Source organism: Aquamicrobium sp. LC103 (genome assembly GCF_001014615.2).
GTDB lineage: Bacteria > Pseudomonadota > Alphaproteobacteria > Rhizobiales > Rhizobiaceae > LBCQ02.
The window spans coordinates 66042-78373 of record NZ_LBCQ02000011.1; the positions used below are offsets into that span (position 1 = coordinate 66042).

Consider the following 12332-nt stretch of genomic DNA (forward strand, 5'->3'; position numbering starts at 1 on the left):
ATGCAGCAGCAGGCTTATGCCGCGCCGGGCGGTCACAACCACGACTTTCTAGGGCGTGACCATGGACGCAACGAGCGGCGCATCTGGGTCGTCGTCGCCCTGACCGCCTCGATGATGGTCGTTGAGATCGTTGCCGGAACCGTCTACGGCTCGATGGCGCTGGTGGCCGACGGGTTCCATATGTCGACCCACGCCGCCGCCATGCTCATAGCCGCCGGCGCCTATTTCTATGCCCGCAAATACAGCCACGATGCCCGCTTCAGCTTCGGGACGGGAAAGCTCGGCGATCTTGCCGGCTTCGCGAGCGCGGTGATCCTGGCGCTGATCGCCCTTTTCATCGGCTATGAAAGCGTTCTTCGCCTGGCCGCCCCCGTACCGATTTCTTTCGGTCAGGCCATCTCCGTCGCGGCGATCGGCCTGCTGGTCAATCTTGTCAGCGCCTGGCTGCTGCGGGACGATCATGCGCATCACCATCACCATGACCATTCCCACACCGACCATTCCCACGGCCGGCACCGGCACGAGGAGGGCGGTCGCGATCACAATCTTCGCGCTGCCTATCTTCACGTCCTCGCCGATGCGCTAACCTCCGTGCTCGCGATCGTCGCGCTTGCCTTCGGCAGTCTCTATGGCTGGATTTGGCTGGACCCGATGATGGGCATCGTCGGAGCTCTGATCATAGCGCGATGGTCATGGGGCCTGATGCGCGACGCGGGCCGCGTGCTGGTCGACTACCTGCCCGAGAGCGACGAACTGCCGCGAGAGATACGGGAGGCGATAGAAGCGGAGGGCGACCGGATCACCGATCTGCATGTCTGGCAGGTTGGCCCCGGTCACCACGCCGCGATCGTTTCCCTGGTCACGGAAAGGCCACGCCCCGTCGCCTTCTACCGACGCAAGCTTGCTCACCTTCGCGACCTGTCGCACCTGACCGTGGAAATCGACGCCCTTCGGCGAAACTGAGCAGGCTGCGCGGACTGCGTTGACATCGCAAAAATGCGCGCTACGCCTATTGGCAGCCTGCAGTTTGGCATCACGCAAGGACAAAGCCAATGGACATCGTCGTTCCGAGTGCCGCCGCGCTTGGCCTTTTCGTCAGCGCATCCATCATCATGCTGCTCACACCGGGACCGTCCGTCCTCTATCTTGTGGGGCGTTCTGTCGAGCAGGGCCGGCTTGCCGGCTTCGTCTCGGTCCTCGGCATCCACACCGGGACAGGGGTCCATATTCTCGCCGCCGCCGTCGGCCTGTCGGCGGTGATCGCTTCGTCGGCCCTGGCTTTCGGCATCGTCAAATATGCGGGCGCCGCCTATCTCATCTGGCTCGGCCTCAGAAAGATCTTCGGCCGCGCGGAGGCGCCGGGGCCCGGGATATCCTTGCCCAAGCACGGCTATGCAAAGCTCTTCCGCGACGGTTTCATCGTCAATCTGCTCAACCCGAAGACGGCACTGTTCTTTCTCGCTTTCCTGCCCCAATTCGTCGATGTCGGGCGCGGCCATGTGGCGGCGCAGATGATATTTCTCGGTTTTCTCTTCATGCTGATCGGTCTCGTGACCGATAGCTGCTACGCGCTTGCGGCCGGCACCGCCGGCAATTGGCTGAAGAGCAACCGTGCCTATCTCGGCTTCGAACGCTATGTCAGCGGGGTCCTGTTCATCGGCCTGGGGCTGACGGCCGCCTTCGCCGGAAATCACCGGAAATAGGCGGGCGGCACGGTTGCGCGCGGCACAAGCCGAGCCCGGGCGCCGCCTTTCCATGGCACTATACTTCCGGTTGTGGCCGGGCACTCATCGTCGACGCCGTGTTGCAGGAAGATCATGCAAGAGGGTTAAGCCAGCAGCAACCTTGCAACTCGTCCACACCGGTGCGCTTCCGCCGCCATACGCCGATAGCCGCAGCCGCCGGGCGCTCGCGGCCACCTCTCGACGGATTGACAGTCGCGCTGTATTTCCCCGCGCGCGGAACCGGCTGCGACGCCCCTCGTTAGCCATCAGCCGAGAGGGACAATTGACAGCGCGTATATTAGGGATTCATAGTGCGCGCGCCGTTTGCCGGGAGGCATTGAGCGCCGGAATATGGGGCGTCGAGCGGGGTTTGGGATTTCGGAAAATGAGGCGAGACAAGTAGAGCCCGCAAAAATGGGCGAGGAACACATGCCGGAAAACAAGAAAAAACCGAATCCGATCGATATCCATGTAGGCGGACGTATAAGACTGCGGAGAAACATGCTCGGGATGAGCCAGGAAAAACTTGGCGAAAGCTTGGGAATTACGTTTCAGCAGGTTCAGAAATACGAAAAGGGAACGAACAGGGTGGGCGCGAGCAGGCTGCAGTCGGCCGCCGCCGTCCTCGGCGTGCCCGTTTCGTTCTTCTTTGAGGATGCCCCAGGCCAGGAAGGGACGCCTCAGGGCGGATTCGCCGAGGAATCCTCGGCAAACTACGTCGTCGACTTCCTGAGCAGTTCCGAGGGTCTTCAACTCAATCGCGCCTTTGTAAAAATTTCTGATCCAAAAATTCGCCGCAAGGTGATCGACCTGGTAAAGGCCCTCGCGACGGACGAGGAATAGGGCAGGGATTGCTCCAATCCGGCGTTTGAAGAGAAAAAAGCCGCAGGATCTCACGCATCCTACGCAGGCTCCGCCGCCAGGTGGAACCAAGATGCGGCTTGACGAACGAAGACCGGCTTCGCTAACAGATTGCCGTCCCTGCCGTTTCATCGGCAGTCTTCTTTCAAGTGGGGGTTACCCGTGCCGCGCCTAAATTATCTCTTCACAAGTGAATCCGTCTCCGAAGGTCACCCAGACAAGGTCTGCGACCGTATTTCCGATGAAATCGTGGACATGATCTACAAGGAGGCCAAAAAGGTCGGCATGAATCCTTGGGACGTCCGTGTCGCCTGCGAAACGCTGACGACCACCAACCGCGTCGTCATCGCGGGTGAGGTTCGCGTTCCCGATACGCTGCTGAAAAAGGACAAGGCCGGCAAGGTCGCGACCGACGCCGGTGGCCATCCGCTCATCAATCCTTCGAAGTTCCGCTCCGTCGCCCGCCGCGCGATTCGCGCCATCGGCTACGAGCAGGACGGCTTCCACTGGAAGACCTGCAAGATCGACGTGCTGTTGCACGCGCAGTCCGCCGATATCGCGCAGGGCGTCGACAAGGCTTCCGATGCCAATGCGGAAGGTGCCGGCGACCAGGGCATCATGTTCGGCTACGCGGTGCGCGAGACGCCGGAACTGATGCCGGCGCCGATCTACTACAGCCACAAGATCCTCGAACTGCTCGCCGCCGCCCGCCATGCCGGCGAGGGCGAAGCCGCCAAGCTCGGCCCCGATGCCAAGAGCCAGGTGACCGTCCGCTATGTCAACGGCAAGCCGGCGGAAGCCACCCAGATCGTGCTCTCCACCCAGCATCTCGATGCGAGCTGGGATTCCAAGAAGGTGCGCGCGGTCGTAGAGCCCTACATCCGCGAGGCACTCGGCGACCTGAAGATCTCCGAGAGCTGCAAGTGGTACATCAACCCGACCGGCAAGTTCGTGATCGGCGGGCCTGACGGCGACGCCGGCCTGACCGGCCGCAAGATCATCGTCGACACCTATGGCGGCGCGGCCCCGCATGGCGGCGGCGCATTCTCCGGCAAGGACACCACCAAGGTCGACCGCTCGGCCGCCTATGCCGCGCGTTACCTCGCCAAGAACGTGGTTGCGGCCGGCCTCGCCGATCGCTGCACGATCCAGCTCTCCTACGCCATCGGCGTCGCCCAGCCGCTGTCGGTCTATGTCGACCTGCACGGCACCGGCAAGGTGAGCGAGGAGGCGATCGAAGGCGCGGTGCGCGAGGTGATCGACCTTTCGCCCTCGGGCATCCGCCGCCATCTCGACCTCAACAAGCCGATCTACGCCAAGACGGCGTCCTACGGCCATTTCGGCCGCAAGGCCGGCCGCGACGGATCCTTCTCCTGGGAGAAGACCGACCTCGTCAAGGCGCTGCGGGAAGCGGTGAAGGAAGCCGTCGCGGCCTGAGGCCGCCGGAAGCATCGATGACCCAACAGAGAAGACAGCGGGCGACCGAAGCATTCTTCGGCCGCCGGCACGGCAAGACCTTGCGGCCGGTGCAGGCAGGGGCCGTCTCGCGCCTCTTGCCGGCGTTGAAGGTCGATCTCGATCGACCCGCGCCCGCCGATCCGCGTGAACTGTTTCCGGTTGCGGTCGGTGCCGTCAGGCTGGAAATCGGCTTCGGCGGCGGCGAGCACCTGCATCACGAAGCCGGCAGGTTTTCCGACACCGGCTTCATCGGCGTCGAACCCTTCGTCAACGGAATGGCCAAGTTTCTGGCCCAACTGGAGGCCGAGCCGCGCGCCAACATCCGCGTCTACGACGACGACGCGACGAGATTGCTGGACTGGCTGCCGGAGGGCTCGGTCGACGGCATCGACCTTCTCTATCCCGATCCCTGGCCGAAAAAGCGGCACTGGAAACGGCGCTTCGTCAGCGCGGCGAACCTCGACCGCTTCGCGCGCGTCATGCGCACGGGCGCGAAGTTTCGCTTCGCCTCCGACATCGATACCTATGTGAACTGGACTTTGGCGCATTGCCGCGCGCATCCATCCTTCGAATGGATCGCGTCGTCGCCCGACGATTGGCGCCTGGCCTATGAGGGGTGGCCGGGAACTCGCTACGAAGCGAAGGCCGTCAGGGAAGGGAGGGCGCCAGCCTATCTCGCATTTCTGCGCAGATAGGCCGGCAGCCGCATGCGGGCTTCGGCCCGCTTTAGAAGCGCTTGATCTCGCGGAACCGCGCCGGCTCGATACCGAGGCGGACCAGGTCCGCATCGCGGGCAGGCGTACGGTTGCGAGTTGCCGCCGATACGGCGATCGCGCTTCCCACTATGCCGAGGAATTCGGTGATTCCCCGCGTCAGACGTCCATTGGACATTTTTCTCGTTCCTTTCGCATCGCATTGTGCGATGCAACATAAATAGGAGGCCAGGCCTCGATCTTGAAGGGCCGGCAGCGCAGGGCAGCCATGCGTTTTGTGCAGTGCAACACCATGGGCGGGCGCATGGGGACAGGAACGGTCGCTTGTTCCGGCTTCCATCCGCGCGCCACTTGCTCCGCCCGCCCTTGATAACGCGGCCTGTCTGGTCTATATGCTGCTTAAATTCTTGGTCGGTATGGCGAAGAGTGGGTCCACCCGGTCCCGCTCTTTTTTGTTACCCGAAGGGCGTCAGGCCGGCGACGATGGAGATGGAATGAATTCTGCCCAGGCTGAACATGGCGACGACCGGATCATCCGCGAGACGGGCATCGACGCGCGCATTGCGCTGATCGTCGAGCCGGTGCTTCGCGACATCGGCTTCCGGCTGGTGCGCGTGCGGCTGTCGGGACAGAACGGATTGACGCTGCAGATCATGACCGAGCGCAACGACGGCACCATGACCGTCGAGGATTGCGAGGAGGTCAGCCGCGCGCTGTCGCCGGTGCTCGATGTGGAAGATCCCATCGAGAAGGCGTATCATCTGGAGGTTTCCTCGCCGGGCATCGATCGGCCGCTTGTCCGCAAGTCGGATTTCGAGGCGGCGAAGGGTCATCTGGTGAAGCTCGAGACCGCGATTATGGTCACCGACAAGAAGCGGTTTCGCGGCAAGATCGTCGACGCGGACGGCGAGGGCTTCGTGCTCGAGCGCGACAAGATGGGCTACGGCGAAGAGCCGACGGTGCGCATTCCCTTCGACGCGGTGGCCGAGGCGCGGCTGATCCTGACCGACGATCTTATCCGCGACGCGCTCAAGAGCGACAAGGAAGCGCGTCAGCAGGCCAAGAAGAATAGCGGCGGCGACGCCGCCGAAGACGAAGCAGAAACGGATGAATGATTCGAGCACCCGGCGCCTTGCCGGACGAATTGCCCAGGGAGACTACTAAGATGGCAGTCAGTGCAAACAGGCTAGAACTTCTGCAGATCGCCGATGCGGTCGCGCGTGAAAAGGCGATCGACAAGCAGATCGTCATCGCGGCGATGGCCGATGCGATCCAGAAGGCCGCGCGTTCGCGCTATGGCCAGGAGACCAACATTCGCGCCGACATCAATCCCAACACGGGCGAGATGAAGCTTCAGCGATTGATGGAGGTCGTCGAGACCGTCGAGGAATATGCCCGCCAGATCTCGCTGGAAGACGCGCGCACCCGCAACCCGGACGCGCAGGTCGGCGACTTCATCGCCGAGCAGCTTCCGCCGATGGATTTCGGCCGCATCGCCGCCCAGTCCGCCAAGCAGGTAATTGTTCAAAAAGTGCGCGAGGCCGAGCGCGACCGCCAGTACGACGAGTACAAGGACCGCGTCGGCGAGATCGTCAACGGCACGGTCAAGCGCGTGGAATACGGCAATGTGATCGTCGATCTCGGCCGCGGCGAGGCGATCATCCGCCGTGACGAGCTGATCCCGCGCGAGAACTTCAAGTACGGCGATCGCGTCCGCGCGTATGTCTACGACGTGCGCCGCGAGCAGCGCGGCCCGCAGATATTCCTGTCGCGCACGCACCCGCAATTCATGGCGAAGCTCTTCACCATGGAAGTGCCGGAAATCTACGACGGTATCATCGAGATCAAGTCGGTTGCCCGCGATCCGGGCTCCCGCGCCAAGATCGCGGTCGTCTCGCGCGATTCGTCGATCGATCCCGTCGGCGCCTGCGTCGGCATGCGCGGCAGCCGCGTCCAGGCGGTCGTCGGCGAGCTCCAGGGCGAGAAGATCGACATCATTCCGTGGAACGACAACGCCGCCTCCTTCATCGTCAACGCGCTGCAGCCGGCGGAAGTCGCCAAGGTGGTGCTCGACGAGGATGCCGAACGCATCGAGGTCGTCGTGCCGGACGACCAGCTCTCGCTGGCGATCGGCCGCCGCGGCCAGAACGTGCGCCTCGCCTCGCAGCTCACCGGCTGGGACATCGACATCCTGACCGAGGAAGAGGAATCGCAGCGCCGCCAGAAGGAGTTCGTCGAGCGTTCGTCGCTGTTCATGGACGCGCTCAACGTCGACGAGATGGTCGGCCAGGTCCTGGCGTCGGAAGGCTTCACCTCGATCGAGGAACTGGCCTTCGTCGATTCCGACGAAATCTCCTCGATCGACGGTTTCGACGAGGACACCGCCAGCGAGATCCAGATGCGCGCCCGCGAGTATCTGGAGCGCATCGAGGCCGAGCAGGATGCGAAGCGCAAGGAACTGGGTGTCCTGGACGAGCTGCGCGAGCTTCCCGGTATCACCACCGCCATGCTGGTGGCGCTCGGCGAGGACGGCGTGAAGTCGATCGAGGACTTTGCCGGCTACGCGGTCGACGATCTCGTCGGCTGGAAGGAGCGCAAGGACGGCGAGACCAAGACCTATGCGGGCGTGCTGGCTGATTTCGACATCGGCCGCGCGGAAGCCGAGCAGATGGTCGTCGCGGCACGCCTGCGGATGGGCTGGATAACGGAAGAGGACCTCGCCGCCGAGCAGGACGAAACCGAAGCCGAAGCCGCAGAGGCAGAGGAAGCCGCCGGAGCCTGATGATCATGCGTCCGGAGGGAGAGGCACTTGAACGAAATGAACGAGCGCACATGTATAGTGACGCGCCGCGCGGGCGAGCCGGAAGAGCTGATCCGTTTCGTGGCGGGGCCGGACATGTCCGTCGTTCCCGATCTCAAGCGCCAGCTTCCCGGACGCGGATGCTGGGTCACCGCTGACCGGACGCATGTCGACGAGGCCGCGCGCAAGAATCTGTTTGCGCGCGCCTTGAAGATCAAGGTTCAGCCGGCTGGCGATCTTGGCCTTCTCGTCGATTCGCTTCTGGCGAAGTCCGCCCTTGGCCTCCTCGGCCTTGCCCGCAAGGCCGGGCAGGTTGCGTTGGGCGCCACGAAGGTCGAAAGTGCGGTGCGCGGCGGCAAGGCGATGCTTGTCCTGCATGCCGTTGAAGCGTCTCCGGACGGCGTCCGGAAGATGACGCAGGCCCGCCGGGCGGTTGCATATGCCGGCGGCCCGGATATACCCGCCTACAAACTCTTCTCCGAAGCGGAATTGGGTTTGGCATTGGGGGCCACAAATGTGATACATGCTGCCGTGCTCGCCGGGGATACGGGCAAGGCAGTGCTTAAGCGCATGGTCGCGCTTGACCGATATCGGGGCGGAACCCCGGAAGACCGGCTGGATGTTGCGGCGACCGGCGAAGCAGATGATGCCGCAGAGGATACGGAATGAGCGATACCAAATCGGGTGACGACAAGACGCTGAGTGTCAACACCAAGAAGACGTTGACGCTGAAGCGGCCCGGGATAGAGCAGGGCACCGTGCGGCAGAATTTCTCGCACGGGCGCACGAAGTCCGTCGTCGTCGAGACGAAGAAGCGGAAGTTCTCGCGGCCCGACGAGCAGCCGGCGCCCGTTCAGGCTCCCGTCAGCCTGAAGCCGCGCGCGCAGCCGCAGCCGACGCCTCCCGCGCCGCCGCCGGCTCCCTCGCAGCCGTCGCGGCCCGCGCCTGCGACCGAGCGCTCCGGCATGGTGCTGAACGAACTTTCCTCCGAGGAGATGGACGCCCGCCGCCGCGCGCTGCAGGATTCGAAGGTGCGCGAGGTCGAGGAGCGCAAGCGTGCCGCCGAGGAAGCCCAGCGTCGCGCCGAGGACGAGGAGCGCCGCAAGCGCGAGCGTGAGGAATCCGCGCGCCGCCAGGCGGAGGAGGAAGCGCGCTTGAAGGCCGAGGCCGAAGCCCGCCGCCGCGCCGAGGAAGAAGCCAAGCGCCGTGCCCCCGCTCAAGCCGCAGTCGCGACGGAAGCGGACGAAGAGGAAGAGAAGCCGCGCGGTGCCGCCGCCGCGGTGCGCCGCGGGCCGGTCAAGCCCGAGGTCGCGGCTCCGCGCCCGGTCAAGACCAAGGGCGAGGACGATCGCCGTCGCGGCAAGCTGACGCTGAATACCGCGCTGTCCGACGACGACGCCAAACGTGGACGCTCGCTGTCCTCGATGCGTCGTCGCCAGGAGAAATTCAAGCGCGGCATGCACCAGGAGCAGCGGGAGAAGATCATCCGCGAGGTCGTTCTGCCGGAAACCATCACGATCCAGGATCTCGCAAGCCGAATGGCCGAGCGCGCCGTGGACGTGGTCAAGTATTTCATGAAGCAGGGCCAGATCATGAAGCCCGGCGACCTGATCGACGCCGATACGGCGGAACTGGTGGCCTCGGAGTTCGGCCATACCGTGCGCCGCGTCGCGGAATCCGACGTCGAGGAGGGCCTGTTCGACATCGAGGACAGGACCGAGGATCTGAAGTCGCGTTCGCCGGTCGTCACCATCATGGGTCACGTCGACCACGGCAAGACCTCGCTTCTCGATGCGATCCGCAATGCTAATGTCGTCTCTGGCGAAGCCGGTGGCATCACCCAGCATATCGGCGCCTACCAGGTCGAGAAGAACGGTCAGAAGATCACCTTCATCGACACGCCCGGCCACGCCGCCTTCACCGCCATGCGTGCCCGCGGCGCGCAGGCGACCGACATCGCCGTGCTGGTGGTGGCGGCCGACGACAGCGTGATGCCGCAGACGATCGAATCCATCAATCACGCCAAGGCGGCAGGCGTGCCGATCATCGTGGCGATCAACAAGATCGACAAGCCGGAAGCCAATGCCCAGAAGGTGCGCACCGAACTCCTCCAGCATGAGGTGTTCGTCGAATCGATGGGTGGCGAGGTGCTGGATGTCGAGGTGTCGGCCACCAAGGGCACGAATCTCGACAAGCTTCTCGAGGCGATCCTGCTGCAGGCCGAAATCCTCGACCTGAAGGCCAATCCGGACCGCACCGCCGAGGGCGTCGTCATCGAGGCCAAGCTCGACAAGGGCCGCGGCTCGGTCGCGACCGTGCTCGTGCAGGCCGGCACGCTCCACACCGGCGACATCCTCGTCGCCGGCAACGAATGGGGCCGGGTGCGCGCGCTGGTCAACGACCGGGGCGAGCAGCTCAAGGATGCCGGCCCGTCGATGCCGGTCGAGGTGCTGGGCCTCCAGGGCACGCCGCAGGCCGGCGACCGCTTCGCCGTCGTCGAAAACGAGGCGCGCGCCCGCGAGATCGCCGAATATCGCCAGCGTCTCGCCCGCGAGAAGGCGGTTGCCCGCCAGGCCGGCCAGCGCGGTTCGCTCGAGCAGATGATGTCGCAGCTCCAGACCTCGGGCCTCAAGGAGTTCCCGCTGCTCATCAAGGGCGACGTGCAGGGCTCCATCGAGGCGATCGTCAACGCGCTCGACAAGCTCGGCACCGACGAGGTGCGCGCCCGCATCGTCCATTCCGGCGCCGGCGCGATCACGGAAAGCGACGTCTCGCTAGCCGAGACCTCGAACGCCGCGATCATCGGCTTCAACGTCCGCGCCAACAAGCAGGCGCGCGACGCGGCCGAGCAGGCCGGCATCGAAATCCGCTACTACAACATCATCTACGATCTCGTGGATGACATCAAAGCGGCGATGTCGGGCCTTCTCTCGCCGGAGCGCCGCGAGACCTTCATCGGCAATGCCGAGATTCTCGAGGTCTTCAACATCACCAAGGTCGGCAAGGTGGCCGGCTGCCGCGTGACCGAAGGCAAGGTCGAGCGTGGTGCGGGCGTCCGCCTGATCCGCGACAACGTCGTGATCCACGAGGGTACGCTGAAGACGCTGAAGCGCTTCAAGGACGAGGTCGCCGAGGTTCCGGTCGGCCAGGAATGCGGCATGGCCTTCGCCAATTACGAGGACATCCGTGCCGGCGACGTCATCGAGTGCTTCCGCGTCGAGATGGTGAAGCGGACGCTTTAAGCAGTGCAGGGAGATACCGGACGGCGGGACTTTTCCGCCGCCCGCTCCAGTTGATGATGCGAGCGCGCCGGTTCGATCCCGGCCGCCGCCGTTTTCGGATATTTGCAAATGTCACGCTTGCCTAGCTCAGGCCCCTCCCAGCGCCAGCTTCGCGTCGGCGAGCAGGTGCGCCATGCCCTTTCCGATCTCCTTCAGCGCGGCGACATCCGCGACGACGTGATCGAGACGGCCGTCATATCGGTTTCCGAGGTGCGCATGTCGCCGGACCTGAAGATCGCAACGGCCTTCATCGCGCCGCTGGGCGCGAAGGACGACGACGCGGTCATCAAGGCGCTGGCCCGCAATGCGAAGTTCATCCGCGGCCGCGTCTCGGGCGCGCTGCGGCAGATGAAATACATGCCGGAGTTCCGTTTCCGGCTCGACACCAGTTACGACAACATGGCGAAGATCGACGCGCTCCTGCGCTCGCCGGAAGTGGCGCGCGATCTCGACGACGAAGGCAAGGACGAAGATTGATGGCGCGTCGGGGAAAGAAGAAGGGCCGGCCGGTTTCCGGCTGGCTGGTGCTCGACAAGCCGAAGGGCATGGGCTCCACCGACGCCGTCTCGAAGATCAAATGGTTGTTCAATGCCGAGAAGGCGGGACATGCCGGCACGCTGGACCCGCTCGCCTCCGGCATGCTGCCGATCGCGCTTGGCGAGGCGACGAAGACCGTGCCCTATGTCATGGACGGCGCGAAGGTCTATCGCTTCACCGTTGCCTGGGGCGAGGAACGCTCCACCGACGATCTGGAAGGCGAGGCGACGAAGACCTCCGCCGAGCGGCCGAGCGAGGAGGCGATCCGCGCCGCCATGCCGAAATATACCGGCGTGATCATGCAGACGCCGCCGCAATTCTCCGCGGTGAAGATCGCCGGCGAGCGCGCCTACGATCTCGCCCGTGACGGCGAGACCGTCGAGATACCGGCGCGCGAGGTCGAGATCGCCCGCTTCGACCTGATCGAACGGCCCGATGAAGGCCACGCCATCTTCGAAATCGAATGCGGCAAGGGCACCTATGTGCGCTCGCTGGCGCGCGACATGGGCCGCGATCTCGGCTGCTATGGCCATATCTCCGAACTGCGCCGCACCGAGGTCGATCCCTTCACGCCGGACGATCTCGTCACCATGGAGATGATCGAGGAGGCGATCGCCGCCGCCCGCGCCGAAAACGCGGACGCGGAGGACGGCCAGGAAGGCTCGCGCCGCCCCGGCCCGAGCGAGTGGAAGGCGCTGGACCGGCTCGTCGTCGACACCGGAGCGGCCCTGGACTGCCTGCCGCAGGTCATCATCGGCGACGACGCGGCCGCCCGCATCCGCCTCGGCAATCCGGTGATCATACGCGGTCGCGACGCACCGCTGGACGCCGACGAAGCCTGCGCCACTGCGCGCGGCAGGCTGGTGGCGATCGGTGCCATCGAAGCCGGCACGTTCAAGCCGAAACGCGTCTTCACCGGCTGATTTCCGCTGGCGCGAACGGCGCGGGGCATGCATTC

General features: G+C 64.5%; 12 protein-coding genes. 11 read left to right on the forward strand and 1 reads right to left on the reverse strand.

Features of this window, described 5'->3' with window-relative positions; all coding sequences use genetic code 11:
* From dmeF to XW59_RS20820, 5 genes are all read left to right on the forward strand, one after another.
* A complete protein-coding gene (gene dmeF, locus XW59_RS20800) occupies nt 1–963 on the forward strand; it encodes a CDF family Co(II)/Ni(II) efflux transporter DmeF (RefSeq protein WP_047147715.1) in 963 nt (320 codons plus the stop codon).
* Between the two features lie 89 nt (nt 964–1052).
* Nucleotides 1053–1703 carry a LysE family translocator gene (locus XW59_RS20805; RefSeq protein WP_047147714.1) on the forward strand — a complete coding sequence of 217 codons (651 nt, stop codon included), beginning with the start codon at nt 1053–1055 and terminating at the stop codon, nt 1701–1703.
* 450 nt (nt 1704–2153) lie between these two features.
* Complete coding sequence (locus tag XW59_RS20810; protein ID WP_047147800.1) at nt 2154–2567, forward strand: helix-turn-helix domain-containing protein; 414 nt, start codon at nt 2154–2156, stop codon at nt 2565–2567.
* A 180-nt stretch (nt 2568–2747) separates the two neighbouring features.
* Nucleotides 2748–4022, forward strand: coding sequence for a methionine adenosyltransferase (gene metK / locus XW59_RS20815; RefSeq protein WP_047147713.1), 1275 nt, complete (start codon nt 2748–2750; stop codon nt 4020–4022).
* Nucleotides 4023–4039: 17 nt separating this feature from the next.
* Nucleotides 4040–4738 (forward strand): tRNA (guanine(46)-N(7))-methyltransferase TrmB, encoded by a 699-nt coding sequence (locus XW59_RS20820; protein WP_047147712.1) that lies wholly within the window; start codon nt 4040–4042, stop codon nt 4736–4738.
* A 31-nt stretch (nt 4739–4769) separates the two neighbouring features.
* Here XW59_RS20820 and XW59_RS29410 read toward each other — a convergent pair whose 3' ends face one another.
* A complete protein-coding gene (locus tag XW59_RS29410; RefSeq protein WP_170990194.1) occupies nt 4770–4934 on the reverse strand; it encodes a hypothetical protein in 165 nt (54 codons plus the stop codon).
* A gap of 316 nt (nt 4935–5250) precedes the next feature.
* Here XW59_RS29410 and rimP point away from each other — a divergent pair, with 316 nt between their 5' ends.
* The 6 genes from rimP to truB all read left to right on the forward strand — a co-directional run bounded on the left by rimP (nt 5251) and on the right by truB (nt 12297).
* Nucleotides 5251–5871 (forward strand): ribosome maturation factor RimP, encoded by a 621-nt coding sequence (gene rimP / locus XW59_RS20825; RefSeq protein WP_047147711.1) that lies wholly within the window; start codon nt 5251–5253, stop codon nt 5869–5871.
* Between the two features lie 50 nt (nt 5872–5921).
* Nucleotides 5922–7538, forward strand: coding sequence for a transcription termination factor NusA (gene nusA, locus XW59_RS20830; RefSeq protein WP_047147710.1), 1617 nt, complete (start codon nt 5922–5924; stop codon nt 7536–7538).
* A 27-nt stretch (nt 7539–7565) separates the two neighbouring features.
* Nucleotides 7566–8225: an RNA-binding protein gene (locus XW59_RS20835; protein ID WP_082137736.1), complete on the forward strand. Its 660-nt coding sequence runs from the start codon at nt 7566–7568 to the stop codon at nt 8223–8225.
* A complete protein-coding gene (gene infB, locus XW59_RS20840) occupies nt 8222–10798 on the forward strand; it encodes a translation initiation factor IF-2 (RefSeq protein WP_047147708.1) in 2577 nt (858 codons plus the stop codon). Before XW59_RS20835 ends, infB begins: the two co-directional genes overlap by 4 nt.
* Before the next feature lie 108 nt (nt 10799–10906).
* Nucleotides 10907–11314: a 30S ribosome-binding factor RbfA gene (rbfA, locus tag XW59_RS20845; RefSeq protein WP_047147707.1), complete on the forward strand. Its 408-nt coding sequence runs from the start codon at nt 10907–10909 to the stop codon at nt 11312–11314.
* Nucleotides 11314–12297, forward strand: coding sequence for a tRNA pseudouridine(55) synthase TruB (gene truB / locus XW59_RS20850; protein WP_047147706.1), 984 nt, complete (start codon nt 11314–11316; stop codon nt 12295–12297). The genes rbfA and truB overlap by 1 nt, the downstream gene beginning before the upstream one ends.
* Nucleotides 12298–12332 lie beyond the last annotated feature (35 nt).

Bases quoted from the DNA above. Each gene is read 5' to 3' on its own strand.
- infB (WP_047147708.1), top strand. From the start codon at position 8,222: ATGAGCGATACCAAATCGGGTGACGACAAGACGCTGAGTGTCAACACC.
- rbfA (WP_047147707.1), top strand. From the start codon at position 10,907: ATGTCACGCTTGCCTAGCTCAGGCCCCTCCCAGCGCCAGCTTCGCGTC.
- truB (WP_047147706.1), top strand. From the start codon at position 11,314: ATGGCGCGTCGGGGAAAGAAGAAGGGCCGGCCGGTTTCCGGCTGGCTG.
- nusA (WP_047147710.1), top strand. From the start codon at position 5,922: ATGGCAGTCAGTGCAAACAGGCTAGAACTTCTGCAGATCGCCGATGCG.
- XW59_RS20820 (WP_047147712.1), top strand. From the start codon at position 4,040: ATGACCCAACAGAGAAGACAGCGGGCGACCGAAGCATTCTTCGGCCGC.
- rimP (WP_047147711.1), top strand. From the start codon at position 5,251: ATGAATTCTGCCCAGGCTGAACATGGCGACGACCGGATCATCCGCGAG.
- XW59_RS29410 (WP_170990194.1), bottom strand. From the start codon at position 4,934: ATGTCCAATGGACGTCTGACGCGGGGAATCACCGAATTCCTCGGCATA.
- XW59_RS20810 (WP_047147800.1), top strand. From the start codon at position 2,154: ATGCCGGAAAACAAGAAAAAACCGAATCCGATCGATATCCATGTAGGC.
- XW59_RS20805 (WP_047147714.1), top strand. From the start codon at position 1,053: ATGGACATCGTCGTTCCGAGTGCCGCCGCGCTTGGCCTTTTCGTCAGC.
- dmeF (WP_047147715.1), top strand. From the start codon at position 1: ATGCAGCAGCAGGCTTATGCCGCGCCGGGCGGTCACAACCACGACTTT.